Genomic DNA, 25,113 nt, shown 5'->3' with positions numbered 1-25,113 from the left:
AGGCGTTTAATCGCTTACATAATGTCACGCTGCCAACGGATTGACATATGCTGACAGCATGAATATCACACAGACTAATCCGAAGCGTCGCAAGTACGGCGTTGCAGCACTCGTTGGCCTCATTGGTGGCATCATCTCCGCCATCATCAAATTCGGTTGGGAGGTACCACTGCCCCCGCGTACGCCGGAACGCAACGCCACCAACCCGCCGCAGTCCCTGCTTGAATTGTTCGGCATGAACCCCGACCTCACGCACGCCACCTACACCTTCAACGGCAATGAAGGCCTGCCGTGGATGTCCTTCATCATCCACTTCTCCTTCTCGATCGTCGTCGCCATCGTTTACTGCGTGCTCGCTGAGCGCTTCCCGCAGGTCAAGCTCTGGCAGGGTGCCGTCTTCGGCATCCTCGTGTGGATCGGCTTCCACGTCATCCTCATGCCACTCATGGGCATCGTCCCGGCACCGTGGGATCAGCCGTGGCAGGAGCACTTCTCCGAGATCTTCGGCCACATCGTCTGGATGTGGGTCATTGAAGTCTTCCGTCGCGACCTGCGCAACCGCTTCACCAAGGAACCGGACGCCGAGTTCGCGCTGGAAACTCACTGATCGCACTGATTACGCTGACCGCGACTTGAACAAGCATTCACGCAGACAAGCGAGGCTAGCTTCAGTAGCGACCAACACTTGAGCTGAGGGCCACCCCGACTTTCGGGGTGGCCCTCTCTTAAAGTAAGTTGGCTGGTCAGCTGCCAAGCTCGCCAATCAACACCGGCAGCCGGTCAGCAGAGCTGGTCAGCAGTACCGATCAGAACGCGGGGATGACGGAGCCGTCGGCCCAAGTCTGTTCAATGTAGGACTTGACCCCATCGGAGTGGAGCAACTCTTCGAGCTTCGCGATCGCTTCGGCCTTGTTAGTGTCACTCTTCCAAACGAGGACGTTCACTGCCGGGTTGTTCTTGGGGGACTCGACGACCAGGGCGTCGTTAGCCTGCGACAGGCCACCTTCCTGGGCGTAGTTGCCGTTGATAACGGCGATGTCAACGTCCTGCAGGGAGCGAACCAGCTGGGCGCCTTGAACCTCCTGGAAGGTGAAGTCGCCGAGGATCTTCACGTTGTTCACGTTGGCTTCAGAACCGTCGGTCGGCAGTTCGACGAGGCCCCGCTGGGAGAGCAACGTCAGCGCACGAGACTGGTTGGTGACGTCATCGATGATGCCGATCTTTGCGCCTGCCGGAAGTTCATCCAGCGACTTGATCTTCGACGAGTAGATTGCGAGAGGCTCAAGGTGAATACCTTCACCGGCGGTGAAGTCGTAGCCGTTTTCTTTTTCAGCGATCTCCAGGTAGGGGACGGTCTGGTAGAAGTTCGCGTCGAGCTCGCCGTCATTCAGGGCGGAGTTCGGCAGGACGTAGTCGGTGTACTCGACGATGTCGAGGTTCAGGCCCGCGTCAGCTGCCAGGTTGTCCTGGATGTACTGCAGGATCTTTGCGTGCGGGGCCGGGGTGGCACCAACCTTCAGGGTGACGGTGTCGCCAGAACCGGACGCTTCAGAGCCGGAAGCGGACGAATCGGAACCGGTGGAGCCACAAGCTGCGAGGCCAAGGGCAAGGACGGTTGCTACACCAGTAGCGGCAAGATTACGGATGGAACGCATGAGAATTCCTCTTTCTGTGTTGTTACCCAGAAACGTACTCGCTCAACCTCAAGGGGAGCACAGACGTCCGGGTATGAAGACTGTGTAACGAAATAGACCACTGAATGGTCAGTCGATGTGAAACGATTGATTGAACAGTGCTGGCCTGCCGGTTGCCCGACTGGTGGTCGACTCAGCGGTGATCCACCAGTCGGCTGATCATGTCACCAATCATCTGAACCAGCTGGACGATCACGATGATCGCAATAACCGTGGCGATCATGACGTCGTCCTGCCAACGGTTGTAGCCGTAGTTAATGGCCATCTGTCCAAGACCACCACCGCCGACGGCGCCCGCCATTGCGGAGTAGCCGATCAGGGTAATAGCAAGCGTGGTCGTGGACTGCACCAGCGCGGGTGCAGCTTCGCGAACCTGAACACCCCAGCGGATCTGGCGGTTCGTTGCGCCCATCATCTGAGCAGCTTCGATTTTGCCGGAGTCGATCGCAAGAATGTTCGATTCGACGAGGCGCGCGAAGTACGGCACCGATAGGAGCACGAGTGGGACGACGGTTGCCTGCCAGCCGAGCGTTGTTCCCACAATGATGCGGGTAACGGGCAGTAGGACGACGATGCCGATGATGAACGGCAGCGAGCGGATGACGTTCACGATCGTCGACGCGGTCTGGTAGATGGTCTTATTCGGAGTCAGGCCATTCTTGGCAGTCTGAACAAGCAACAGACCAAGCGGGATACCGAGCAGGACCGTGAACAGCGTGGAAAAGCCCATCATCGCCAGGGTTTCACCGATTGCCGGCAGGAACTGCTTCGTCAGCGCCGGGTTATCCAGCCACTTCGGGTCGTTCACACCAGCGGACAGGAGCCCAGCAGGTAGCAACCCTGCGGGCAACAGGCCTGCAAGCGACGTGTAGAGGGAGGGAAGAACGGGTGTCATGCGGACCTCACCTCGGCGTAGATGTCATGTTCACGCAGTTCAGAAAGAATTTGCTTCGAGTGGTAGCTGGGCACGGAGAGTGCCAGGCGACCAACCTGAGTCATTCCAATAGATTCGAAGGTTCCGGCTGTCACGTCGGCGCCCATTGAGGCGGCGAGGTTCAGAACGGTCGCACCGGTGGGCACGCCGGGGTGCGATGTGAAGATAACGTCGAGAAGCGTGGTGCCTTCGCGCAGGTCAGCATCATCAACGGACGGTGCGGGAACGAGTTCACGCGAGAGTGGGCTGGACGGGTCGGCAACGACCTCTTCGACAGTGCCCGTCTGGATGACGCGACCGTGACCGAGCAAAGTAACGGAGTCGCAGATTTCGCGGACGACAGCCATTTCGTGGGTGATGACCAGAACGGTCACGCCTTCTAAGTCGCGAACCTTGCGGATGAGTTCCAGAATCTGGCGCGTCGATTCGGTGTCGAGCGCGGAGGTGGGCTCGTCACACAGCAAAACACTGGGATTGTCCGCGAGCGCTCGAGCAACGCCGACGCGCTGACGCTGACCACCGGAAAGCTGAGACGGATATGAGTCGCCTCGTCCCGAAAGACCGACAAGGGCAAGTAGTTCTTCAACGCGCGCTTTGATCTGATCCTTCGGTACGCCCGCAAGTTTCAGGGGGTAGCCGATGTTCTGCGCCGCGGTGCGCGAGTCCAGCAGGTTCGCGGCCTGGAAGACCATGCCGATCTTGCGACGAGCTTCTCGCAGGGCTTTTCCACGCAACTGCGCCAAGTCGAGCCCGTCGACGACGATATTGCCGTCACTGGGGTGTTCAAGCGCGGTCAGGCATCGGATGAGCGTTGACTTGCCCGCACCAGACTGACCAACGATTCCGTGGATGGATCCACGTTCAACGTGGAGGGTGACATTGTCGAGCGCGACAACCTCGTTGCCACCTTTGACGGAGTAAACCTTTCGCACTCCGGCAAGATCAATCATGGCGCCCTCCTTCGATTCAGATCGTGCGCGCCGGGTTTTCGGCGCGTTTTCGTGCTGCGTTGATGTTGTCAGCATAGGAGGCAAGTCCGCGCCACCCAAATTTTCTGTTACATAACGCCACGATGTGAAATGAAAGTGAGCCTGACCTGCAGTTTTACGCGATCACGTTTCGGTAACCGTCAGCGCGCGAACAGTGATCCAGATCGCGAATTGCACCTTAGGTGACAGATACAGCTCATCCAATCCCCAGCAGACAGGAGACGAGTGCCGTTAATCCAAGTCCCAGCAGATAGGCGACGAGGCCACTCACCCAGCCGACAACAATCAGACTCATTCCGGCGCGGACCCGACGAGCCCACACCTCGGTCCACGCATCCAGGACCGCGGTTGAGAACGTGGTGAAGCCACCAAGGAAACCCGTTGACAGGACAAAACACACGGTTCCGGTGACGCCCGAATAGTCGACCGTAGACCCACCGGCGACAAGGACCGCGAGTAGCGGGAGGATCCCGGTCAGGAAGCCAAGCAGGAAACAACCAACCGTATTGACGACCACGATGCCGACGTAAGGGCGGAGGGGCTTTCCAGCCAACGCGCGCTTGCCAACCCACCTAGTTTTTACAGCCAGGTCGAGTTTCCAGCGCGAGAGGGCACCGAGTGCTCCACCGAGGGCCGTGCCGAGCACGCTCAAGAGAACGATCATTGTTCCTCCTCAGCGAAGGTGTCACGGTCGCCCATCCCGACCGCATCAGAAGACGGAGATGGAACGCTGGACCCGGCCTCGTCAATCACCTCAACGACCTCGAACATGCCGAACTTTACAAAGCGGCCCAGCGCACAACCGCACCCCGCACACACGACGCCAAGGAAAAGCAACGTCAGCGACGCGAGCGCCGGAACAATCGCCCCAACAATAGATCCGGACGCGATCATCCCATTCGCAGTTGCAGCGATCAATGTGCCGTAGGTCGTGAACGCTCCCAGGAAGCCGGTGACAACCAGCAGGCGCACACACTCGCGTGAGGGATCAGTAAAAAGCGGCACGACCACACCAAGCACAAACGCGCCGAGAAGATTCACGAGAACCGTCGACCACATGATGGGAACCGCGTGCGAAATGACCGCAGAATCGGGGAAGAACACTGTCAGATAGTCCACGCCAGCGCGAACAAGCGCGCCCAACGCGCCACCAACGGCAACGTACGGCCAGATGCGCTGGACGGGCTTTGCAGGATCATTCATCGCGTCCAGCCTACACAAGTTCACGAGACTCGGGCAGGAACGATCAGCCTGCCCTGTCGGCGCAGTTTGTACACTAAACCCATGACCAGCGGTTCCCTCATTCAGCAAGGCGTGGGACGTTTTGCGCCCTCTCCTACCGGGGATTTTCACGTCGGGAATCTGCGGACCGCGATCCTCGCTTGGGCCTGGGCGCGTAATAGCGGGCGCTCGTTTGTCCTGCGCATGGAAGATATAGACCGCGTGCGTTCGGGCAGCGCCGACCGCCAGATCGGCGACCTGAAAGCGATCGGACTGAACTGGGATGGCACAATACTGGTGCAGACGACGCGTTCAGCCGCCCACACGCAGGCGCTCGATTACCTGCTCGAGCAGGGATATGCGTTCGAGTGCTACTGCTCCCGCAAGGACATTAAAGAAGCCGCGTCCGCTCCCCATGTTCCGCCGGGACACTACCCCGGCACATGCCTCAACCTGACTGACACTGAGCGCGAGGTTCGACGCCGACAGCTCACCGAAATCGGGCGTACTCCCGCGCTTCGCCTTCGCGCTCCAGCAAGCGAGTGGACCGTATTCGACGAACTCCACGGTTCTTTCACCGGCCCCGTCGATCACTTCGTGCTGCGCCGTGCTGACGGCGTGCCCGCGTACAACTTGGCCGCGGTGGTCGATGATGGCTTCCAGCATGTCGACCAAGTTGTACGAGGCGACGATCTGTTGTCTCAAGCGCCCGCTCAAGCGGCGTTGGCAACACTGCTCGGAATCGCGGTCCCGACTTACGTGCACGTGCCACTGGCACTGAACAAGGCGGGCTCTCGCCTCGCGAAGCGCGACGGAGCCGTCACCCTCGCTGACCTGCATGAACTTGGGTGGACCACGGAGGATGCCGTCGAATGGATTGGTCGTTCCCTGGGGGTCGACGGAGCGCAAACCGCCATCGACATTGCAGACGCTCTCCCCATCGACTCCCTGCGAGCACTCCCCCTTGACCCGTGGATTGTCACCCCGCCCACCGGACTCCCCGCATTCTGAGCCAACCGGGTTTCACCTCCATCCTCCACTTTCTGAACAGGAGCATGACCAGCAGAAGTAGGTGGCCTCGTGTCACACTTAACCCATGGATTTCTTCCAGAAGCTTTTCGGATACAAAGAACCGACGCTCATCGTTGCAGAGTCGGACAACTGGACGCAGTTAGAGCCGTCGCACGACCTTGACGTCACGATTGCACGTCGTGCGCGCAAAGAAAAGTGGGCTCCAACCAGCGCGGATGCTCCTGCAGAGTTCCACTGCATGCTCATCGTGCACGGCGGGTTCTCCGATGGCTACTTGGAAGTGAACTGCCTGGGTAAGCCGATCGCCACTTTCAATCACGAACAGGTCGCAGACACTATGGAACGCATGCGCGCTGACAACGGCCTGCGAATGACAGCGGTCAAAACAACCGCTTTCCTCGACGCTGACCGCTGGATTGTCACCGTCAATATCTGACACGGCAAACTCATCGGAGCAAATACCAAGACGGATCCCTACACATCCGCAAAGGCTGGGCAGGCCACTAAAATCACCCCGACACGCCCGAAAAGACACACAATTCGGGCATTAGCCCCAAAAAGCGCATTCAGTAGGTTGGGGGTTCGAGTCCCTTCGAGCGCGCAGCGGCCCCCCTCGGTGCGATCCACCGGCGGGGGTTCTGCGTTTGTTGGGCAATGTTGCCCGAAATCAACTCAGGCACGGAACACCCAAACAGTTCTGCAACGTCTGCCAATTCGTCTAATGCCCATGGACGGCGACCATCACACCTGAGAGAAATAGGCATGCCTGCACAGTTTGTCGTCTGTAATTTCTTTGCTCATAACTACTTCTCGATTCTGTTGCGGGGTGTAATGATGTGGGTATGGGACTTTTTGGAAACTTGTTCAGGAAACAACGCACGCGCGAAGTCATTGCGGCGACCCCGAGCGAAGAGTTCATAGCGACAGGGCGAGAGTATTACCAAAGAGCTTTCAAACGCGTTGCGAAGGCTGAGGGGTGGCAACTTCCTGAAAAGGTCGGAGCACCGCACGGGTACCCGCTGACGGTTAGCCTAATTCCTGAACCGGACAACGAATACGACCCCAATGCGGTGATGGTCTGCTACGGCTCTGCGTTGCTCGGGCATGTTCCACATGAGGAAACGACACGCTTTCACCGTCAGTTCAAGAGCGCTTCGACGTATGAACTTGGAGCCGATGCACGTTTGTGGAGAGATACAAAAGGCCGGTGGGCACTGCGGGTGTACGCCTAGCATCATTCAGCGTCCTCCCACAGGGGGTAAACGATTCCCGCGTCAGTGAGGGCATCAAGATCGTCGACGCTCCGATTTGTGCGACCAGTTAGGCGTCGGGAGATATGCGTCTGAGTTACGTTAAGCAATGAACCTATATAGGCCTGTGTATTACCGGTCTTTTTCATGTATCGCTTAACTTCACGACTAATGACCGCCTGCATTCTCTCCATGATGATAGATATAGTCCGTTTTGGACTAAACTAAGCAACATGAGCACAGCAATAGTCATAGATGAGCATGTCAGCACCGCCGATATTGTTGCTTCAAACGTGCGCGCGCACGCTGGCCGACTGCAGATTAATCAGGTAGCTCTGGGGCGTGAGCTTGGAATGTCTCAGGGAGCAATTACCAAGCGGTGGAAAGGCTTGCGACCCTGGCAATTGCACGAACTTGATGCGCTATCTGAGCTTTTTGACGTCTCTGTCCAAGAGCTCGTTACCGATCATTCGGTAGAAATGCAGAACCCCCGCCGGTGGGTCGCACCGAGGGGGGCCGCTGCGCGCTCGAAGGGACTCGAACCCCCAACCTTCTGATCCGTAGTCAGATGCTCTATCCATTGAGCTACGAGCGCATCGCCGTTTGGCTGAAAACAACTTTACGCGCGAGACCCCGCAATGACAAACTCGCAGATGGGGCTTGCATCACATCAATAGTCCATTGCGGGCTCATTCAAGCCATTTATTCCTATTTTAGTCTCCCTGTGAATGACCGAAACCACATAAAGAAGGAGCCTCGTACCACCGTCGCGCGCTTTTCGCGTACGGAAAACGGGGCACGAGGCCCCCTCTCAACGCGTAGTCGACGCGATCTGAGTCAGATACGTCGAGCAGGATCACACGAGCGATGCCACGAAGGAGCGTTCGTCATGTTTTCGTTCCCATTCCGCGCCTGTGCGGAATATAAGCGGAAAATAAAAGGACCCTCCGCGCACCCGGCAGCGCACCCTTATCCTTGCTGCCTTCCGGCCCTGGGGAGGTTCAGATGATACCGTCACACGGAGGATCGCTCCCCAGTTTACACACGCCACCACACAAAGGCGATTCGGAAAAACAAAAGTCCCGCCACCCAAAGGATGACGGGACAACCGCGGAGGATGGGGGATTCGAACCCCCGAGGGCTTGCACCCAACACGCTTTCCAAGCGTGCGCCATAGGCCACTAGGCGAATCCTCCAGCACGCACATCAGTGCGCTTGCTTATCTTAGGCTGAAACGGTCTAAAAATGCTAACTCAGCACATCGAACACCCTCATGGGATAGGTCACGCACCAAAAAGGCGAACGAAATTGCGAACCAGCTTGCCCGCCTGATGGTCACACGCCCCTAGGCGCCCGGCAAGCATCAGCGATTCCACATCATCGGTGCCCGGATAACCCGCATCTTCATAGCGTTCAAGGGCAGCACGAATCGCATCAGAATCGATTTCCGGGTTGAACTGCGTCGCGTAGAAGTTGTCTGAAAACCGCATGACTTCAGCGGGACAGGTCAGCGATTTCGCCAACAAGACCGCATCTTCGGGGAGCTCTTCAACGGCTTCTGTGTGGTTCACATAGGTGTAGAACGTGCGGGAAACCCCTTCCAAGATCGGATCATCCGCATGCTCGGCAACCATATAAATCTCGGTGATCTGCGCGGGCTCAGCCCACTTGGTCGTCACCTGACCACCCATCAGAACAGCCGCAACTTCCGTTCCATACCCGGTTGTAAAACAGGGAATGTGAGCGGTCGTCACATCGTGAAGAAGGTGGAACAGTTCAGCTTCAGCGCGCTTCTGCGTCGCCGACTTGTGGACGTCGGACGTTGTCGTCCCATAGGGAGATCCACCAACGATGATGCCGGAATAGGCCTCAACATCAATGTCAGGCAGACCGAGCATGTCGAGTCTGACCTGTTCAAGCTCGGTTTCTGCTAGGCCGGTCGTTCGCTGAAACGAACGGTATTCCGCTTCAACTTCAACGTCTTCGGGACGTGTCGACACCAGCAAGAGAGGTTTCATACGTCAAGGATAGGTAAAGACTTGGAAATGGTCTAACAATTCTCAGAATGAAGACTGTCGATCCGCAAGGAGCCTCGTCACCACACTGCAGATGAAAATACGCAGTCCCAACCTTGCACCAAATTGCATCTTCGCGCCTATTCGTTCACAGAACGGACACCAAACTACCGGCGCAATATCACTGCAAGCTAATCTGATGTTCTGACCGGTGAAACGGCCCTGCCCATCAACTGATCAGATCGGAGAGCTCTTCCATGAGCGATAATTCCCGTGGCTTCTTCCGCTGGACCCTGCACGGTGACGGCACTTCCATTGCCCCCGGCGAGGTTGTCTCCCCCAGCGAGCGACTCACGTGGCCTCGAACAATCGGCATCGGCATTCAGCATGTTGTTGCAATGTTCGGCGCAACCTTCCTCGTTCCACTGCTGACCGGCTTCGACCCGTCAACAACTCTCTTCTTCACCGGCTTCGGAACCCTGCTGTTCCTGCTCATCACAGCCGGACGCCTTCCCTCATACCTCGGCTCGTCCTTCGCGCTGATCGCACCGATCGGCGCGGTGACCGGCTACGTTGCCGGCGGTGGCCAGACCATCGACGACCATCTTGCTTCCCTGGCACAGGGTGGCATCATCATGGCCGGTGGCTCGCTCTTCATCATCGGCCTGATCGTTCATTTCGCGGGTGCTGCTTGGATCGACAAGCTGATGCCCCCGGTGGTGACCGGCGCAATCGTCTCCCTGATCGGCTTCAACCTTGCGCCTAGCGCATGGAACAACGTGAAGACCGCCCCGCTGACCGCAACCGTCACGATCGTTTCGATCCTGCTGATCACGGTCCTATTCAAGGGCATCATCGGTCGCCTCGCGATCCTCATCGGTGTTCTGATTGGCTACGCAACCGCCTGCATCCGTGGCGAGGTCGACTTCTCCGCCATCGCAAACGCCGACTGGGTTGGCGCCCCGGCGTTCCGCGCCCCGGCCTTCGACCTGTCGCTGATAGGCCTGTTCGTCCCGGTTGTCCTGGTCCTCATGGCTGAGAACATCGGTCACGTGAAGTCCGTGTCCGCAATGACCGGCGAGAACCTGGATGATGTCACCGGTCGCGCACTCTTCGCCGACGGCCTGTCCACGATGATCGCAGGCTTCGGTGGTGGCTCCGGTACGACGACTTACGCCGAGAACATTGGCGTTATGGCCGCAACCCGCGTCTACTCGACCGCCGCTTACGTGGTCGCAGCTTTCACCGCTCTCGCCCTGTCGATGCTGCCGAAGTTCGGCCAGATCATCGCAACGATCCCAGCCGGTGTCCTCGGTGGAGCGGCAACGATCCTCTACGGCATGATCGGCATGCTCGGTGTTCGTATCTGGGTTCAGAACCGCGTTGATTTCTCCGATCCGGTTAACCTGAACACCGCTGCGGTCGCCATGGTTGTCGCCATCGCCGACTACACGCTGATTGCTGGCAAGATGACCTTCTCCGGTATTGCGCTCGGCTCCGTTGCAGCGATTGTCATCTACCACGTCATGCGCTGGATCTCGAAGGCCCGTGGTACGAACCTCGAACAGGTTTCGCCCGCATCGGTTCCCGCTGGCACGGAACTCGAGTCCGAACCCTACGCGAAGCGTCGGAAGGCACCTTCAACTGAAGCGTGATTGACGCGAAGTCGGCTCAGTCCGACTACAGCCTCGGTGCACATCCAGTAAGCACCAATTGACGAGGCCAGTTACAGAGCGAATAGCCGGTGACTGCCCCCTGCGGGGCACTCACCGGCTATTTTCATGCAATTCCCACAGTGAAGATGCGCAAGGTCACTAAAACTCGCTGACATTGGTTGAATATCTTGGGAAGCCTTGGCGTTCATACCGGTAGACCCTTGAATGGTGTCCAGGGTCAGTAATGTCCTGCGCACCTCCTCTTCCATGTCTTCGTCGAAAGGAGACATCTCGGTGATTACTTTCGACCACATCTCGCACGTGTTCCCGAACGGGACGACGGCGTTGGATGACGTTTCTCTGCACGTTGAGCCTCATACGACGACGGTCCTGCTGGGCACGTCTGGGTCGGGCAAGACGACGCTGATGCGGATGGTGAATCGGATGCTCTCCCCCACATCTGGGCGCGTGGTTGTGCGCGGGCAGGATGTTGCGGATGTGGACCCGGTGAAGTTGCGTCGCTCGATCGGATACGTGCTCCAGGATGCTGGACTTTTCCCACATCGCAGCATTGTTGACAACATTGCGACGGTTCCGCGTCTTGAGGGTGCCTCGCGTAGAGAATCGGCGAAACGCGCGCTAGAGCTGATGGACCTGGTTGGTTTGGATCGAGGCCTCGCGAAACGCTATCCGGCGCAGCTGTCAGGTGGCCAGCGTCAGCGGGTGGGTGTTGCTCGCGCGCTCGCAAACGAAGCGGACATTCTGCTGATGGACGAACCTTTCGGCGCACTGGACCCGCTGGTTCGCGCCGACCTGCAACGGGAGCTCCGCGACCTGCGTGACCGCGTGGGCACGACCATCCTGTTCGTTACGCACGACTTAGATGAGGCGTTCATGCTCGGCGACCAGATCGCTGTTCTGCAGACCGGTGGCGTCCTAGCGCAGGTGGGCACGTCCGAGAACCTCGTGACGAACCCCGCGAACGACTTTGTCGCGTCCTTCGTCGGGTCGTCCGGCCAACGCCGTCTGAGTATGAAGTCCACGCCCGCAGGCACACTCGTTTCTGACCCGGATGGCCGTCCGCTCGGCCTGTTGCCGGAAGGCGAACTCCGATGAGTTGGCTGTCGCAAAACTACTTACTACTCTGGGAGCTTACTGTCGCGCACCTACGCATCGCGATACCAGCAATTCTGGCCGCGGTCATCATTTCAATCCCGGTCGGTTGGGCTTCGACGCGTTCGAAGCGCTGGGGTAGCCCACTATTGACCGCACTGTCGTTGCTGTATGCGATTCCCTCACTGCCAATGCTTGTTGTGATCCCCGTGATCGTAGGAATTGCGCTCCGGAGCGAGCTGAACATCATCATCGTTCTTGCGCTCTACGGGATCGCGGTGCTGATCCGTCAGGTCGCGAATGCGTTTACCTCTCTGCCAGCTTCGGTTCTCGAGTCTGCGGACGCCGCTGGCATGAGCTCATGGCGTAAGTTCATCGGAGTCGAACTCCCACTAGCCTTGCCCGTCATCATCGCGGGCGTACGCGTGGTCGTTGTGTCGACGGTGTCGCTGGTGACCGTAGGTGCGTTCATCGGGATTCGCTCGCTGGGCACGCTGTTCACCGACGGATTCCAGCGAGGTCTGGTGTCCGAGGTATTCGCCGGCTTGGTTGCAACCGTTCTGGTCGCGCTTGTTTTGGATGCGCTGACCATCGCCGTGGGCGCCCTGCTCACCCCATGGACGAGGCCGGGATCCGCGCCTCATCGCTCCCCTGTTTCTAACCCATGTTTGAAGGCGGAGGTGGCCGCATGAGCTTGCTCATGGATGCATTGACATGGCTGTTTGCTGGTGGCCATTGGACGGGGTCCACGGGGATCCTCATTCGTATTGTTCAACATCTTGGCGTGACTGTCGGCGTTGTCACCATTGCCGGCCTGATTGCGCTGCCAATTGGTATTTACATCGGGCACACCGGCCGTTTTGTCACGCTAATGAGCGCGACGTTCGGGGTGGCGCGAGCGATCCCGACGCTGGGTGTTCTGACTTTGATCGGCTTGTGGCTGGGTATTGGCTTGTCAGCACCATTCTTAGCGCTTCTGATTTTGGCGGTTCCTCCGATGCTGTCAGCAACGTATTCCGGTATCGGGTCAGCCTCTCCGACAACGGTGGATGCTGCTCGAGCTATCGGCCTGACCGAAATGCAAGTCGTACGCGAAGTTGAACTGCCCGCCGCGCTTCCCTTGATTATTGGTGGCTTGCGCTCGACGACCCTGCAGGTTGTCGCCACTGCAACGCTCGCGGCGTACACCGCGGACGCTGGGCTGGGTCGTTTCCTCTACACAGGTCTGAAAACCCGCGATTACGGGCAGATGATTGGTGGCGCGATCCTGGTTGTCGCCCTCGCATTGATTCTGGACGCCCTGTGGGTGCGAGCATCACGCAACCCGCGCCTGAATGGCGAAGGCGCTGGGAACGCTGAGCGGCCTCGTCGATTCTTTGGACGACGCACAACGAAGAACGAAAGCAATGCGCGCGCCGCGACTCGCTCGGCGGTAAAACGCAAGCGCAAAGCTGTCACCGCAATGCTCGGCGCCACTGCTCTGACGACCAGCGCGTGTGCGACCGCAGCAACCTTCGACCCGAGCTCACAATCGAACGGGCGCGAGACGATCATCGTCGGATCGCAGGACTATTACTCGAACGAAATCATCGCCGAAACCTACGCCATCGCCCTCGAGGAGGCCGGATTCGCGGTCACTCGTGAACTGCGCATCGGCCAGCGTGAGGTCTACATGCCAGAAATCCAGGCGGGCGCGATCGACGTGTTCCCCGAATACACGGGTTCACTGTTGCAGTACTTGGATGCCGACGCGACGCAGACCAGCGCAGACGAGGTGTACGAGGCTCTGAGCGCCACTCTGCCGGACGGACTGCGCGTGCTGAACGCTGCGCCTGCTGCCGACCAGGATTCGTACGTGGTGACGACCGAGTTCGCGAACGAACACTCGCTGACGATGATCGGCGACCTCGCATCCGTGGGATCGGTAAAGATCGGCGGCAATTCGGAGTTGGCAACGCGCCCCTACGGTCCGGCTGGACTGAAGTCCATGTACGGCGTGACCGCGACGTTCACGCCGATCGAGGACTCGGGTGGCGCGCTCACGCTGAAGGCTCTGCGTGACGGCGACGTGCAACTGGTCGACATCTATTCGGCTGACCCGTCGCTGGCGGGTTCAGATCTGACAGTCTTGGAGGACCCGAAGGGGTTATTCCTGGCCTCCCACGTGGTGCCGATCGTCTCCCCGCGAATCGACGAGGCCGCGACTGCCGTGATCAATCGCGTGTCCGCGACCCTTGAGAGCGCGGATCTGGTGGAGATGAACCGTCAATCGACCGAAGATGGCGCGCCGGCGGCTACCATTGCTCGCTCATGGTTGGAGCGCAAAGGGCTGATTTAAAGCAAAATTTCGGCCTTGAGCGCGTTGTGCAATTTGGTTTCTACATGGTAGGGATCACACTTATTAACGCATGATCGTGCGCGATCAACGGTTGCACGTACCTCCTTATGGATGACACCGGAATTGCCGGCTCGAAGAAATCTTCAAGTCGTCTTCACCGTAGACGCCTGCTTGTGGATAACCTCCCTTTGTCCTCAGCGTGCGTCACACTAGTAAGGACCACATACTCTTCTTTAGTCGCCGACGATGCTTGCTGGACTTGCACCTCGCCTCGCCAATGCGACTGAGATCAGCCCGCAGAAAGGAGCGCAGCACGTGGGAAAACGACGTACTTCGTCACGCGGTCGTGGCAGGGTTCATGGAAGAGCCCTCCGCATCGGTGACATCGCGGTCGCGTTGATCATCATCTGTATCGGGTCGTATTGTGTTTTTCCCTCGTTCCGTTTTATGCTCGGCCGCCTGTGGAACGATGTTGGCTTCCTCGTCCCCCACTCAGTTTCCGTCGACGATCTGCCTCCCAGCGAAGCTGCGAGGCAACTGAAAGCACTCACCGTTCTCGATCATGATGACGCACCCGACTACGATCGCGACCAGTTCGGGCACGCCTGGGCGGACGAGGACCATAACGGGTGCGATACTCGGAACGACGTGCTCGCGCGCGATCTCACGAACGTGACGTATAAGCCGAAGACACGTGACTGCATTGTCCTGACGGGAACCTTGGACGACCCGTATACAGGTTCCACGATCAACTTCCAGCGCGGACAAGAGACATCCGCTCTCGTACAGATTGACCACGTTGTCGCGTTAGGAAACGCATGGAGGTCGGGCGCGTGGCAGTGGGACGACACCCAGCGTCAACGCTTCGGGAATGACCAGAACAATTTGTTAGCCGTCGACGGTCAAACGAATAAAGACAAGGGTGCAGCATCCGCCGACAAGTGGCTACCCCCAAACGCTGACTTCCGGTGTGCCTACGTCACGAAGCAGATCAACGTGAAATACACGTGGGGGCTCACCATTACCTCTGCTGAGCAATCAAAGATGGCAAGCGTTCTAGCAGGCTGTAAGGCCTCATAGCTACCGCGATCAGGGTCGTCGATATAACAAGGCGGGCGGAGCGACCCTTGTCGCTCCGCCCGGCCTCGTCAACTATTCACTGGGTTCATGCGCACCCAGGCGCACGATCGGCGAACCTCAGAGGTTCAACTGAATCTGACGTCCAGGAACGGCCTCGATCAGCTCGCGCGTGTAATCCTGCACCGGATTATTGAACAGCGCGTCCGTCGAATTCTGCTCCACCAGCTTGCCCTTTTCCATAACGACCACGTCGTCAGCGATCTGACGAACAACCGCCAAGTCGTGGGTGATGAACAGGTAGGACAGACCTAGCTGAGCCTGAAGATCATTCAGCAAGTACAGGATCTGGTTCTGAACCAGAACGTCCAGAGCCGAAACTGCCTCGTCAAGAACGATGACCTCGGGGTTCAGGGCAAGCGCGCGAGCCACGGCCACACGCTGACGCTGACCACCGGACAGCTCGTTCGGGTAACGGCGCATCGCGGAACGTGGCAGAGCAACCATGTCCAGAAGCTCAGACACGCGCTCGATACGCAGATGCTTCGGATTGAATTCCTTCTTCTCCGCGGCAGTCAAAGAACGTCCAGCGTTCTTTGCTTCCATCAGAGCCGAGATCCACTTTTCAGGCTCACGACCGGTCGCCATCGCACGAGCAAACTCCTGCTCGGCGTACGCCATCGTGCCGTAGCCGTGGACGCGGAGCGGTTCTTCGATGATACGGAAGATCGAGAACATCGGATCCAGCGAACCGTACGGGTTCTGGAATACTGCCTGCAGGCGACGACGTAGAGCAAAGAGCTCCTTGTCGCTCATCTCGGACGTGTCCTTGCCGTCGAAGAAAACCTTGCCGGACGTCGGCGACAGCAGGTGCAACACCATGTTCGCTGCGGTCGACTTACCGGAACCGGACTCGCCCACAACCGCCAGGGTCGTACCGCGACGCAAACCGAAGGTCACGTCATCAACGGCGATCAGCTTCTTAGCCTCACCCTTCGATCCACGGATATCGAACTCACGGGTCAGGTGCTCAACGCGAACGATTTCCTCGGTCGACGTTGCGCCCTTACCTGCGCCCGTCAGCTCTTCCTCCGTCACAGAAATACCGTGAGCGTGAGCGGACTCAATACGAGCCGACGCCAGCGACGGAGCAGCCGAAACAAGACGCTTCGTGTACGGGTGCTGCGGGTGTTGCAGGATCTCCAACGCGGGGCCGGATTCAACGATGCGACCACGGTGCATAACCACCAGCTGTTCGGCGCGCTCAGCAGCAAGGCCAAGGTCGTGCGTAATGAACAGAACGGCGGTGCCCAGTTCGCGGGTCAGTGAACCAAGGTGATCGAGGATGCGACGCTGAACGGTCACGTCCAGAGCGGACGTCGGTTCGTCAGCGATCAGCAACTTCGGGCGAGCCGCCATTCCGATAGCGATCAGCACGCGCTGACGCATACCGCCGGAGAACTCGTGCGGGTACTGCTTAGCACGACGCTCTGCGTCGGGCAAGCCGGCCTCTTCAAGAAGCTGAGCCACGCGCTCACCAGTCTGGGACTTCGGAACAACGTTATTGGCGACAAGAGCTTCCTTGACTTGCGTACCAACGCGCAGAACAGGGTTCAGGTTCGACATCGGGTCCTGGGGAACCAGACCGATACCGGAGCCTCGCAAACGAACCCATTCCTTCGTGGTGAGGTTCGTGATCTCTTCACCGTCGAATTCGATGGAACCGCCGGTGACCTTACCGGTGCCCGGGAGCAGGCCGATAACCGCAGCAGCAGTCGTCGACTTACCGGAACCGGACTCGCCCACGATAGCGACCGTCTGGCCGGGGTAGATGGTCAGGTTTGCGCCACGGACAGCCGGAACGATACCGGTCGACGTGGTGAAGGTGACCTCAAGGTCAGTGATCTTCAGAAGCGGGTTGGCGTCCTCAGGGTGAACCTCTTCGGGAGCAGCCGATTCGCTAACGGTCTGAGAAGCATCAGCCTTGCCTTCGCCGAGCACCATCGTGTTGATGGCCTCTTCGATGGCGTCCTCGTTCGGAGTAGTCATATTCTCTTCGCTCACTTGCGTGCCTTCGGGTCGAGGGCGTCACGGACCGCATCACCCATCATGATGAAGCTGAGGACGGTCATCGCGAGAGCCAAAGCCGGGTAGAAAAGAACCATCGGGTTCGTACGCAACGACGCCTGTGCGGCCGAAATATCGGCGCCCCACGAAACGACCGTTGACGGAAGACCGATACCCATGAAGGACAGGGACGCTTCGGAAACGATGAACGTACCCAGAGCAACCGTCGCGTACACAATGATCGGAGCCATCGAGTTCGGGATGATGTGGCTCATGAGAATGCGAGCCTTTGATGCGCCGGTGGCGCGGGCAGCGGTGACAAACTCTTCGTTCTTCGCCGACATCACGGCACCACGAGTAATACGCGCGATCTGAGTCCAGCCGAAGAGGGACAGAACCAAGATAACCATCCAGATGTTTCGGTTTTCCTTGAACATCTGCATGAAGACGATTGCTGCCAGGAGCAACGGGATTGCGAAAAAGATATCGGTAATACGCGAGAGCAGAGCATCGAACCAGCCACCGAAGTAGCCGGCAATCGCGCCGATCACGCCACCGATGATGACGACGAAGATGGTCGTCAGAACACCAACGGAAACGGATGCGCGGGCACCGAAGACGATGCGAGCGTAGATGTCACAACCCTGACGGTTGAAACCGAAGGGGTGGCCGTCCGACGGACCCTTCAGCGAGTTCGAAAGCTCGCAGAAACGCGGGTCCTGGCTGGTGAACACGTTCGGGAATGCTGCGATCGCGATCGCGATCACGATGATGGTCAGAGCCACCCAGAAGAGCGGGCGCTTGCGTAGGGACTTCCATGCCTCGCCCCAGAGCGATGAAGGCGCGCGATCGTCGGCAACGGCGTCAACTGCACCAAGACCGGTTTCGTCGATATCGGAAACGAAGTGGCGTTGACCGGTTCGGGTGCGTTCGATGTTTGCGGAGGGAATGTAATCACTCATAGCGGATCCTCGGGTCGAGCACGGCGTACAGCAAGTCAACAACAAGGTTGGCGAAGATGTACACGAGCACCAGAACGGTAGTCACGGAAACGACGGTGGCGGGTTCGCCCTTGACGATGGCCTGCCAGAGCGTGCCACCCACACCGGAGATATTGAAGATGCCTTCCGTGATGATCGCGCCCCCCATGAGGGCGCCAAGGTCGCCACCAAGGAACGTTGCAACCGGGATCAGCGAGTTGCGCAGGATGTGGCGGGTCATAACCGTGCCACCCTTCAGGCCCTTCGCGCGAGCGGTGCGGACGTAGTCAGCAGACACGTTCTCAGAAACAGACTGGCGAGTCAGGCGAATCACGTATGCCAGCGAGACGCCACCAAGCACGATTGCCGGCATGGTCAACGACTGAAGGCTGACGTGCGCGCCGACTGTAGTCGGAAATACTCCTAGTTTCACACCGAGGACGAACTGCAGGACGAAGCCGAGGACGAAGGTCGGGACGGAAATCAGCAGAAGCGAGAAGACAAGAATGGTGGAGTCGAAGATGCCACCGCGGCGAACACCGGCAACGACGCCGGCAAGAATACCGAGGATTGCTTCAATCGCCATGGCGTACAGTGCAAGCTTCACCGTAATCGGGAAGGCACGCGCCATCACTGCGGTTACCGGCTGTCCGGAGAATGTCGTACCAAAATCAAGCGTGAACACGCCCTTGAGGTAAAGCAGGTACTGCATCCAGAACGGCTTATCGAGGTTGTACTTCGCAGCAATTTCAGCGTACGCAGCTTCAGAAAGCCCTCGGTCGCCGCCAAGGGCTGCGACGGGGTCACCAGGCATGAGGTACACCATCGCGAAGATCAGGAACGTGGCTCCGAAGAAAACCGGGATGGTCTGAAGGAGTCGACGTCCGATGTAACGCAACATGGACAGTCCTTTGAGATGTGGTTAGGAACTAGAGTCTTCGCCGCCTTGCTTATGAAAACTAGCAAGCAAGCGGGCACAGCCCACCTGTGACAAAGACGCACTTACGCCATCATAGGGTAAAAACTCGGCAAACGGGAGTTTGATTAACTCGTCACCCACTAAATGGACAGTAAGAAAAAGAACAGAATTATTATCAATGATTCACCAGGCCCCGCCCAAACTCACGGTAAGAGAGCGCGGTGACGAGGCCTTGCAAACGCAATGGTGGCAGGTAGGAAAGCTCCCACCCGCCACCATTGGCACGTCCTCTAGGCGTAGTCAGTGATGACTAGCGCCTGGCCAGACTCACTCAGCCTTGGTGATCTCGTTGTAGATCGGCACGGACTTCCAGTTGAACACGACCTTGTCGACGTTCTCGGACCAGCCGCCCACGACGTTGGCGTACCACAGCGGGATGACCGGGAGGTCCTTGAAGAGGATCTCCTGCGCCTGGTCGAGGATCTTGTTGGATTCCTCGGTGGAGGTCGCGGAGGAGGCCTTCTTCAGGAGGGCGTCGAAGTCGGCCGAGGAGTACTCGGTGTCGTTCGAGCCGGCGCCGGTGCCGTAGAGCGGGGCGAGGAAGTTGTACTTGCCCGGGTAGTCAGCCTGCCAGCCGGTACGGAAGGCGGAGGTGATGGTGTGGTTGGTGACCTCAGTACGCAGGGACTTGAAGTCCGGGTACGGGGCGCCAACGGCGTCGATTCCGAGCGTGTTCTTGATGGAGTTGGTGACTGCGTCAACCCATGCCTGGTGGCCACCATCAGAGTTGTAAGCGATCGAGAAGGTGCCGGACCACGGGGAAATGGCGTCTGCCTTTGCCCAGAGTTCCTTGGCCTTGTCAGCGTTGTAGGTCAGGACCTCAGAGCCGGGGACCGAGTCGTTGTAGCCATCGACGACCGGGGAGGTGAAGTCCTTGGTCGGGGTACGGGTACCCGAGAAGATGGTGTCGGTGATGGTGTCGCGGTCGATCGCGTAGGAGATTGCCTGGCGACGCAGGTTGCCTTCTTCACCGGAGAAGTGTTCCAGGGCGAACGGAATTGCGAAGGACTGGAAGATTGCTGCCGGCTGATTCACGGCGCGACCGGAGAGGTCTGCTTCGTAGGTGGCGAATGCCGAGTCCGGAAGTGCGTCGAGGACGTCAAGGTTGCCGGAGAGCAGATCCTGGTATGCGGCGTCGAGCGAGGAGTAGAAGATAACGTCCACGCCACCGTTCTTGGCAACGTTGTCACCCTTGTACTCAGGATTCGGGATCAGGTGGATCTGAGCGTTGTGCTCCCAGCCGCCTTCGGCGACCATGTAGGGGCCGTTACCAATGGGCTGCTCGCCACCGGTTTCCATGTCTTCCAGGGTCGAGTCCGGAAGCGGGAAGTATGCGGTGTAGCCGAGGCGCTGCGAGAAGTCAGCTGCCGGGGCCTTAAGGGTGATGGTGAAGGTGTAGTCGTCAACGACTTCGAGGCCGGTCAGATCGCCGGCGCCTTCATCATCGGAGCCAGCGATCGGCTCGTAGAAGTAGGAGGAGAGCATCGCTTCGGATGCGCCCTTCTTCCATGCATCAACGAAGTTGTGCGCTTTGACCTCGGAGCCGTCGGAGAACTTCTGTCCTTCCTTCAGCTTGACGGTCCACACGGTCGAATCTTCGTTCGGCTCGATGGATTCGGCCATGTCCATATGGGTTGCGCCGGATGCATCGTAGTAAACGAGGCCTGCGAAGATGGCATCGAGGATCTTGCCGCCACCGGTTTCGTTGGTGTTTGCCGGGATCAGCGGGTTCTGCGGCTCGGAGCCGTTGGTCGAAATGATGCCGGTCGACGAGCCCGCAGCTACGCCGGAAGCATTTGAGCCGGAAGCGCTTGAATTAGCGTCGCCACCGCCAGAGCAGGCTGCGAGACCGAGGGCAAAAACGGCCGGAACTGCCAGCCATGTCCTCTTGAGGTTCATGAAAGACTCCTCCAAATTGATGGGTTAGACCCGTAACGTCCAGTCGCGGGTTACGGTTGCGAGCCTAACCCGCCACGCCGTGAAAGTCTTTCCCAGACCATAAAGTGGACATTGCTATTTGGTCACAAATAGTCACGTTTTGGTAAAGACTTATCTATATAGACATTACTTAAGGCTCTATTCAGGGCCGAAAATACCGCTTCGGACTAGGATTACATCAGCATTGACCATCGTCTCTACACGCATGCAAGGACCACTCATTATGACGTCACCTTTAAATACTGCGCCACGCGTCTGCGTTGCCGGTCCTCTTGTTTTAGCGCTGGTCATGGGCCCTTTGGAGCACGAACCTCGCCTTGGTGAAGAACAGATCGCGCCGGCATCTTCCTTCTCCCCCGGTGGCTCAGCGAATCGCGCCGTTGCGCTTGCTCGCCTTGGTCTGAACACTCAGTTCTTGTGCTCAATCGGTATCGACGAGGCCGGGGCCATTGTTCGTTCGATGCTCACAACAAGCCGGGTTGATTTGAGCCATGCGCTTCGTGTGCCTCATCAGGCGATCACGGTTTCTCTTGGTTTTGACGGGGATCGCGCACTCACCACATCTGGAGATCTGACGGTTCCATCGCTTTCGACCCTTCGCCAAGCTCCTCACGCGCTTGTGGCAGAGCTCCATGTACTTGGAGCTAACAGTGAGACCGTGGAAAAGTGGCGCTCGAATCCGGTTCCCCCCATCACCATGCTTGAAGCTCCGCCCGCAGCACCGATTCCTCCAACGTGGGTTCTCTCGGAGTGCCGTTGGGATTCAACTGGTCAGTGGAAGAGCTCCGACCTTGACGCTTTGGATAACGTTGATGTCTTCACGCTGAACGAGCGCGAAGCAATGAATTACACGCATAAAGAAAATGCGCGTCAGGCCGCTCGCCAATTGGCATGGCATGTTCCGGGTGTCATCGTGACGCAGGGAGCACAGGGCGCAACAGCCATTATTGAAGGCGAAGAGTTCTCGCTTCCAGCAGCCCCGGCGAAGACGATTGATACGACGTCGGCGGGACACGCGTTCTCCGCGGCTCTTGTGTGGGCGCGAATGCAGGGACTTCCCCCCGAGGCGGCCGTGTCGATGGCTCTACTTGCATCTGCTCGATCAACGGAAACAATGGGGTCCTTCGCGGATGCACCGACGTTGGATGGTTTGAAGAAGTGGACCGAGTCCTGCGATGTGCCAGACGGATACAATCTTGCATTCATGGACTTTGACGACGTCACGCTTGAAGAAGAAACCACTCAGCGACCTGACCCCGCAGAACCTGACACGGATCTTCGTGACGATTCTGGTTTCGAGTTGGCAAAGGGAATCGCGGATATTCTCGCTCAGGAATGATGAATGGCCAAGGTTTGCCCCGTATCACCCCATCGCAACTAAAAGTGTGGGTTATTTAACATGAACAGGTTCCGACGCCCATGATCTAGCGGGAGAACTGCGCATATAAATGAGGGATTTCAGCCAAAAAAGTTGCAGGTATAGGGAATCGTTGAAACGCTGAACAAAAGCGCGCGCCTTTTTACGTGCATTTCACGGGCGCGTGTGTCCCATCGTCGACCGAAAGCACTCTATGAGTTCGCCTGACATATCAGCGAAAACAGAATCATCCTCATGTGACGCAGCGCCAATTGTGCCGCTTGAAACCTCGGATCTGACCGGAGACGTTCAGGGAGTGGAACCTTCGCTGAATGTCACGGTATTCGGCATTTCGGCCGTGGCCATTCTTGCTGTTTCTTTGGCGTCGATTTTTGCCCCCGACACGGTGCAGTCTCTTTTTGACGCGACGGTGACGTGGACCAGTGAGTGGTTCGGCTGGTTCTACATTCTCTTGATCACTGCGGCGATCGTTTTTGTCATCGTTCTTGCCCTCACCCGTTTCGGCAACATCAAGTTGGGTCCGGATAACTCGACGCCAGACTTTTCAACGTTCTCGTGGGCAGCGATGCTGTTCGCCGCGGGTATCGGCACGTCAATCATGTTCTACGCGATCGCCGAACCGGTTGGACAGTACATTGCTCCCCCAACAGGCGAAGGTGAAACGATTGAAGCTGCTCGACAGGCCGTGACGTGGACACTGTTCCACTACGGCATTTCCGGCTGGGCTCTCTATGGTCTTGTTGGCATTGCCCTTGGCTACTTCGCGTACCGCAAGCACGATCGTCTGACCGTTCGATCCACTCTCCGCCCGCTTCTAGGAGATAAGGTCGACGGTATTTTCGGTGACATCATCGATATGTTCGCCCTTGTTGGTGGCGTGTTCGGCATCGCAGCCAGCCTTGGTATTGGTGTTGTCCAGCTGAACGTTGGCCTGACGATCATCTTCGGGATCCCGCAGGGCCTTGTTGCGCAGATCGGCCTCGTTTCCCTTTCTGTCATCATGGCGACAGTCTCCGCTGTCAGCGGAGTCGACAAGGGAGTTCGAATGCTCTCGTCGATCAATGTCTTCCTGGCGATGTTCCTTGCCCTCTGGGTGTTGATCACCGGAAACACGACGCTCCTTCTGGATGCGCTGGTCGCGAACGTGGGTGACTTTGTCACGCAGTTCCCCGTCCTCACTTTGGAGACATTCCCCTACCAGCGCCCCGATGAGTGGATGAACGCGTGGACCCTGTTCTTCTGGGCATGGTGGATTACGTGGGCCGCATTCGTTGGCATGTTCTTGGCCCGCATTTCGCGCGGTCGCACGATCCGTCAGTTCGTTATCGGCACGCTGACCCTGCCCTTCACCTACGTTCTGGTGTGGGTGTCCATCTTCGGCAACAGCGCCATCGACCTGATTCGTTCGGGTAACGTAGCGTTCACGAAGATCGCGTACGCCACCCCCGAAGGTGGTCTCTACGCCCTGTTGGACGCGCTCCCGCTTGGCAAAATCCTGATTGCGATTGCTCTGTTCGTCGGCGTTCTTTTCTATGTGACCAGCTCCGACTCCGGCGCACTGGTCATGGCGAACCTGTCGATGCGGAACCTGCCTGACCGTCAGGATGGCGTCGCCTGGCTTCGAGTCTTCTGGGCGACGTTGACCGGCGCTCTGACGATCACCATGCTTTTGGCGGGTGGTATTTCAATCCTTCAGCAAGCAACGATCGTCATGGCTTTGCCATTCTCCTTCGTTCTTATCCTGATCGCAGCCGCCCTCTGGAAGGCGTTGCGTTCGGAGGCCTCGAAGGCAACTGCGCGCACCCGCACCATCACATCCGGCCTGATTTCGATGAGTGGCACGGCAGCCGGTCGCGTCCGACTGTCATGGCAGGACCGCTTGAGTCGCACGTTCGATGCCGTCAGCCCGACGCGCGCCAAGCGAGCACTCGACAACCGTGTTGTGCCTGCCCTTGAAGCGGTTGGCACGCGCCTGCAGGAAGAAGGGCTTGTTTCTGAAATCGTGATCGAAGGCCCCGAAGCTCACGATCCCGACGACGATCGTCGCTTCCTCGGTCGAGCTTCTCTTGTTGTGAGTGCGACGCCTGAGGTCATGGAACAGCTGATTGCGCGCCTGCTTGATGTCCCGATTTCGGGAGCAACGATCGACGCTGAGTCCTTTAGATACGTGGTGCGCATGGTTGTCATGCCGGTTCCTACGTTTGGTGTCACACTCTCGGATGAGGATGACACGACTGTCCGTCTTGAAGTTCGCCCGCACGGTGGCGGTCAAGGCTACGACATCATGGACTGGACGGCAGATCAGGTGGCTCACGACGTGCTCGACCATTTCGAGCGTTGGGTCGAATATCTGGGTGCCACGTCCACCATCGAGTAATCGGATTGTTGCGAGGTACGAGGCCCCCTCGACATATTGAGGCTCCACCACTTTTCAGTGGAGGAGCCTCAATCTC

General features: G+C 58.2%; 22 protein-coding genes, 2 tRNA genes, 1 other RNA gene and 1 pseudogene. 13 read left to right on the top strand and 13 right to left on the bottom strand.

Translation table 11 applies throughout. The features are described 5' to 3' along the window. Positions 1-58: 58 nt before the first annotated feature. Positions 59-607, top strand: a complete 549-nt coding sequence (locus G5S47_RS00570; protein ID WP_006680700.1) for a YagU family protein — start codon at positions 59-61, stop codon at positions 605-607. A 199-nt stretch (positions 608-806) separates the two neighbouring features. Here G5S47_RS00570 and G5S47_RS00565 read toward each other — a convergent pair whose 3' ends face one another. The 5 genes from G5S47_RS00565 to G5S47_RS00545 all read right to left on the bottom strand — a co-directional run bounded on the left by G5S47_RS00565 (position 807) and on the right by G5S47_RS00545 (position 4,820). After that, complete coding sequence (locus tag G5S47_RS00565; RefSeq protein WP_219585598.1) at positions 807-1,655, bottom strand: MetQ/NlpA family ABC transporter substrate-binding protein; 849 nt, start codon at positions 1,653-1,655, stop codon at positions 807-809. A gap of 172 nt (positions 1,656-1,827) precedes the next feature. Beyond that, the gene (locus tag G5S47_RS00560) at positions 1,828-2,589 is read right to left on the bottom strand and encodes a methionine ABC transporter permease (RefSeq protein ID WP_219811019.1); all 762 of its coding nucleotides are present in this window, start codon (positions 2,587-2,589) and stop codon (positions 1,828-1,830) included. Then, entirely contained in the window at positions 2,586-3,578 is a 993-nt protein-coding gene (locus G5S47_RS00555) for a methionine ABC transporter ATP-binding protein (RefSeq protein WP_006680697.1), read from the bottom strand. The genes G5S47_RS00560 and G5S47_RS00555 overlap by 4 nt, the downstream gene beginning before the upstream one ends. A 235-nt stretch (positions 3,579-3,813) precedes the next feature. After that, positions 3,814-4,281: a fluoride efflux transporter FluC gene (locus tag G5S47_RS00550; protein ID WP_219585597.1), complete on the bottom strand. Its 468-nt coding sequence runs from the start codon at positions 4,279-4,281 to the stop codon at positions 3,814-3,816. Next, positions 4,278-4,820, bottom strand: a complete 543-nt coding sequence (locus tag G5S47_RS00545) for a fluoride efflux transporter FluC (RefSeq protein ID WP_219585596.1) — start codon at positions 4,818-4,820, stop codon at positions 4,278-4,280. The genes G5S47_RS00550 and G5S47_RS00545 overlap by 4 nt, the downstream gene beginning before the upstream one ends. An 81-nt stretch (positions 4,821-4,901) precedes the next feature. Between G5S47_RS00545 and gluQRS the strand changes: the two genes are divergently transcribed. The 4 genes from gluQRS to G5S47_RS00525 all read left to right on the top strand — a co-directional run bounded on the left by gluQRS (position 4,902) and on the right by G5S47_RS00525 (position 7,677). Beyond that, on the top strand, positions 4,902-5,849 hold the full coding sequence (gene gluQRS, locus G5S47_RS00540; protein ID WP_219585595.1) for a tRNA glutamyl-Q(34) synthetase GluQRS: 948 nt from the start codon (positions 4,902-4,904) through the stop codon (positions 5,847-5,849). 85 nt (positions 5,850-5,934) lie between these two features. Then, a complete protein-coding gene (locus G5S47_RS00535; protein ID WP_103633173.1) occupies positions 5,935-6,306 on the top strand; it encodes a hypothetical protein in 372 nt (123 codons plus the stop codon). Positions 6,307-6,712: 406 nt separating this feature from the next. Further along, positions 6,713-7,102 carry an HIRAN domain-containing protein gene (locus G5S47_RS00530; protein WP_219585594.1) on the top strand — a complete coding sequence of 130 codons (390 nt, stop codon included), beginning with the start codon at positions 6,713-6,715 and terminating at the stop codon, positions 7,100-7,102. Positions 7,103-7,353: 251 nt separating this feature from the next. After that, positions 7,354-7,677 (top strand): helix-turn-helix domain-containing protein, encoded by a 324-nt coding sequence (locus G5S47_RS00525; RefSeq protein WP_219585593.1) that lies wholly within the window; start codon positions 7,354-7,356, stop codon positions 7,675-7,677. On the opposite strand, the gene G5S47_RS00520 is transcribed toward G5S47_RS00525, so the two are convergent. The 4 genes from G5S47_RS00520 to G5S47_RS00505 all read right to left on the bottom strand — a co-directional run bounded on the left by G5S47_RS00520 (position 7,643) and on the right by G5S47_RS00505 (position 9,138). Beyond that, positions 7,643-7,715: transfer RNA gene (locus G5S47_RS00520), tRNA-Arg, on the bottom strand. The genes G5S47_RS00525 and G5S47_RS00520 overlap by 35 nt on opposite strands. A 340-nt stretch (positions 7,716-8,055) precedes the next feature. After that, positions 8,056-8,151, bottom strand: an RNA gene (gene ffs, locus G5S47_RS00515) — signal recognition particle sRNA small type. An 80-nt stretch (positions 8,152-8,231) separates the two neighbouring features. Then, a tRNA-Ser gene (locus tag G5S47_RS00510) sits at positions 8,232-8,316 on the bottom strand. Positions 8,317-8,403: 87 nt separating this feature from the next. After that, positions 8,404-9,138: a glutamine amidotransferase-related protein gene (locus G5S47_RS00505; RefSeq protein ID WP_219585592.1), complete on the bottom strand. Its 735-nt coding sequence runs from the start codon at positions 9,136-9,138 to the stop codon at positions 8,404-8,406. 254 nt (positions 9,139-9,392) lie between these two features. On the opposite strand from G5S47_RS00505, the gene G5S47_RS00500 reads away from it, so the two are divergent. The 6 genes and pseudogenes from G5S47_RS00500 to G5S47_RS00475 all read left to right on the top strand — a co-directional run bounded on the left by G5S47_RS00500 (position 9,393) and on the right by G5S47_RS00475 (position 15,321). Then, positions 9,393-10,790 carry a uracil-xanthine permease family protein gene (locus tag G5S47_RS00500; protein ID WP_179370110.1) on the top strand — a complete coding sequence of 466 codons (1,398 nt, stop codon included), beginning with the start codon at positions 9,393-9,395 and terminating at the stop codon, positions 10,788-10,790. 294 nt (positions 10,791-11,084) lie between these two features. Next, complete coding sequence (locus G5S47_RS00495; protein ID WP_006680688.1) at positions 11,085-11,906, top strand: ABC transporter ATP-binding protein; 822 nt, start codon at positions 11,085-11,087, stop codon at positions 11,904-11,906. After that, the gene (locus G5S47_RS00490) at positions 11,903-12,595 is read left to right on the top strand and encodes an ABC transporter permease (protein ID WP_219585591.1); all 693 of its coding nucleotides are present in this window, start codon (positions 11,903-11,905) and stop codon (positions 12,593-12,595) included. The genes G5S47_RS00495 and G5S47_RS00490 overlap by 4 nt, the downstream gene beginning before the upstream one ends. Then, positions 12,568-13,194, top strand: a pseudogene (locus tag G5S47_RS00485) (ABC transporter permease); the annotation flags it as partial. The gene G5S47_RS00490 and the pseudogene G5S47_RS00485, both read left to right, overlap by 28 nt. A gap of 171 nt (positions 13,195-13,365) precedes the next feature. Continuing rightward, positions 13,366-14,241, top strand: coding sequence for an ABC transporter substrate-binding protein (locus G5S47_RS00480; RefSeq protein ID WP_219585849.1), 876 nt, complete (start codon positions 13,366-13,368; stop codon positions 14,239-14,241). A 315-nt stretch (positions 14,242-14,556) separates the two neighbouring features. Continuing rightward, complete coding sequence (locus G5S47_RS00475; protein ID WP_103632995.1) at positions 14,557-15,321, top strand: HNH endonuclease family protein; 765 nt, start codon at positions 14,557-14,559, stop codon at positions 15,319-15,321. A gap of 117 nt (positions 15,322-15,438) precedes the next feature. On the opposite strand, the gene G5S47_RS00470 is transcribed toward G5S47_RS00475, so the two are convergent. From G5S47_RS00470 to G5S47_RS00455, 4 genes are all read right to left on the bottom strand, one after another. Then, a complete protein-coding gene (locus tag G5S47_RS00470; RefSeq protein ID WP_219810956.1) occupies positions 15,439-17,382 on the bottom strand; it encodes a dipeptide ABC transporter ATP-binding protein in 1,944 nt (647 codons plus the stop codon). Further along, entirely contained in the window at positions 17,379-18,347 is a 969-nt protein-coding gene (locus G5S47_RS00465; RefSeq protein ID WP_006680683.1) for an ABC transporter permease, read from the bottom strand. Before G5S47_RS00465 ends, G5S47_RS00470 begins: the two co-directional genes overlap by 4 nt. After that, positions 18,340-19,266: an ABC transporter permease gene (locus tag G5S47_RS00460; RefSeq protein ID WP_006680682.1), complete on the bottom strand. Its 927-nt coding sequence runs from the start codon at positions 19,264-19,266 to the stop codon at positions 18,340-18,342. The genes G5S47_RS00465 and G5S47_RS00460 overlap by 8 nt, the downstream gene beginning before the upstream one ends. Before the next feature lie 345 nt (positions 19,267-19,611). Next, positions 19,612-21,243, bottom strand: a complete 1,632-nt coding sequence (locus G5S47_RS00455; RefSeq protein ID WP_103632818.1) for a peptide ABC transporter substrate-binding protein — start codon at positions 21,241-21,243, stop codon at positions 19,612-19,614. A gap of 262 nt (positions 21,244-21,505) precedes the next feature. On the opposite strand from G5S47_RS00455, the gene G5S47_RS00450 reads away from it, so the two are divergent. Continuing rightward, positions 21,506-22,621 (top strand): carbohydrate kinase family protein, encoded by a 1,116-nt coding sequence (locus G5S47_RS00450; RefSeq protein ID WP_219585590.1) that lies wholly within the window; start codon positions 21,506-21,508, stop codon positions 22,619-22,621. A 232-nt stretch (positions 22,622-22,853) separates the two neighbouring features. After that, the gene (gene betT, locus G5S47_RS00445) at positions 22,854-25,037 is read left to right on the top strand and encodes a choline BCCT transporter BetT (RefSeq protein WP_040318356.1); all 2,184 of its coding nucleotides are present in this window, start codon (positions 22,854-22,856) and stop codon (positions 25,035-25,037) included. Positions 25,038-25,113 lie beyond the last annotated feature (76 nt).

Origin of the sequence: Schaalia turicensis, from assembly GCF_019380255.1 — a bacterium.
Classification (GTDB): Bacteria; Actinomycetota; Actinomycetes; order Actinomycetales; family Actinomycetaceae; genus Pauljensenia; species Pauljensenia turicensis_A.
This window is presented reverse-complemented; position numbering and strand designations above follow the sequence as displayed.

What these genes read in the sequence shown, in the direction of transcription:
- G5S47_RS00460 (WP_006680682.1), bottom strand. Translation starts at nt 19,266, where the DNA reads ATGTTGCGTTACATCGGACGTCGACTCCTTCAGACCATCCCGGTTTTC.
- G5S47_RS00450 (WP_219585590.1), top strand. Translation starts at nt 21,506, where the DNA reads ATGACGTCACCTTTAAATACTGCGCCACGCGTCTGCGTTGCCGGTCCT.
- G5S47_RS00500 (WP_179370110.1), top strand. Translation starts at nt 9,393, where the DNA reads ATGAGCGATAATTCCCGTGGCTTCTTCCGCTGGACCCTGCACGGTGAC.
- G5S47_RS00465 (WP_006680683.1), bottom strand. Translation starts at nt 18,347, where the DNA reads ATGAGTGATTACATTCCCTCCGCAAACATCGAACGCACCCGAACCGGT.
- G5S47_RS00480 (WP_219585849.1), top strand. Translation starts at nt 13,366, where the DNA reads ATGCTCGGCGCCACTGCTCTGACGACCAGCGCGTGTGCGACCGCAGCA.
- G5S47_RS00550 (WP_219585597.1), bottom strand. Translation starts at nt 4,281, where the DNA reads ATGATCGTTCTCTTGAGCGTGCTCGGCACGGCCCTCGGTGGAGCACTC.
- gluQRS (WP_219585595.1), top strand. Translation starts at nt 4,902, where the DNA reads ATGACCAGCGGTTCCCTCATTCAGCAAGGCGTGGGACGTTTTGCGCCC.
- G5S47_RS00535 (WP_103633173.1), top strand. Translation starts at nt 5,935, where the DNA reads ATGGATTTCTTCCAGAAGCTTTTCGGATACAAAGAACCGACGCTCATC.
- G5S47_RS00505 (WP_219585592.1), bottom strand. Translation starts at nt 9,138, where the DNA reads ATGAAACCTCTCTTGCTGGTGTCGACACGTCCCGAAGACGTTGAAGTT.
- G5S47_RS00560 (WP_219811019.1), bottom strand. Translation starts at nt 2,589, where the DNA reads ATGACACCCGTTCTTCCCTCCCTCTACACGTCGCTTGCAGGCCTGTTG.
- G5S47_RS00530 (WP_219585594.1), top strand. Translation starts at nt 6,713, where the DNA reads ATGGGACTTTTTGGAAACTTGTTCAGGAAACAACGCACGCGCGAAGTC.
- betT (WP_040318356.1), top strand. Translation starts at nt 22,854, where the DNA reads ATGAGTTCGCCTGACATATCAGCGAAAACAGAATCATCCTCATGTGAC.
- G5S47_RS00525 (WP_219585593.1), top strand. Translation starts at nt 7,354, where the DNA reads ATGAGCACAGCAATAGTCATAGATGAGCATGTCAGCACCGCCGATATT.
- G5S47_RS00570 (WP_006680700.1), top strand. Translation starts at nt 59, where the DNA reads ATGAATATCACACAGACTAATCCGAAGCGTCGCAAGTACGGCGTTGCA.
- G5S47_RS00545 (WP_219585596.1), bottom strand. Translation starts at nt 4,820, where the DNA reads ATGAATGATCCTGCAAAGCCCGTCCAGCGCATCTGGCCGTACGTTGCC.
- G5S47_RS00565 (WP_219585598.1), bottom strand. Translation starts at nt 1,655, where the DNA reads ATGCGTTCCATCCGTAATCTTGCCGCTACTGGTGTAGCAACCGTCCTT.
- G5S47_RS00555 (WP_006680697.1), bottom strand. Translation starts at nt 3,578, where the DNA reads ATGATTGATCTTGCCGGAGTGCGAAAGGTTTACTCCGTCAAAGGTGGC.
- G5S47_RS00455 (WP_103632818.1), bottom strand. Translation starts at nt 21,243, where the DNA reads ATGAACCTCAAGAGGACATGGCTGGCAGTTCCGGCCGTTTTTGCCCTC.
- G5S47_RS00490 (WP_219585591.1), top strand. Translation starts at nt 11,903, where the DNA reads ATGAGTTGGCTGTCGCAAAACTACTTACTACTCTGGGAGCTTACTGTC.